Raw genomic sequence first — 252 nt, 5'->3', positions numbered from 1 at the left:
GGGCGTTGCGTGTCCTCCGCCCAGAGGGCCAGCTCACGGTCGTAGGGGCCGAGGGCGACGCGTCGGTCGTCCGGGTCGTCGAAGACCCGGACGGGGTGGGTGGCGTCCCAGGGCGTCCAGCCGGGGTCGCCGTGCGTCGCGAAGCGGACCCACGCGTCGTGCAGGGTGGCGGCCAGGGCGCGCGGGGTGTGCTCGCCGGCGAGTTTCGCGGAGGCGGCGGTGTCACCGGTGTCGAAGACGAAGCCGAGCTCA

1 pseudogene is annotated in these 252 nt (G+C 75.0%); it reads right to left on the bottom strand.

Annotated elements, in window-relative coordinates:
• Positions 1-252: pseudogene (locus AOK15_RS25945) on the bottom strand (carboxylesterase/lipase family protein); the annotation flags it as partial.

Origin of the sequence: Streptomyces ossamyceticus, from assembly GCF_001418475.1 — a bacterium.
Classification (GTDB): domain Bacteria; phylum Actinomycetota; class Actinomycetes; order Streptomycetales; family Streptomycetaceae; genus Streptomyces; species Streptomyces ossamyceticus.
This window is presented reverse-complemented; position numbering and strand designations above follow the sequence as displayed.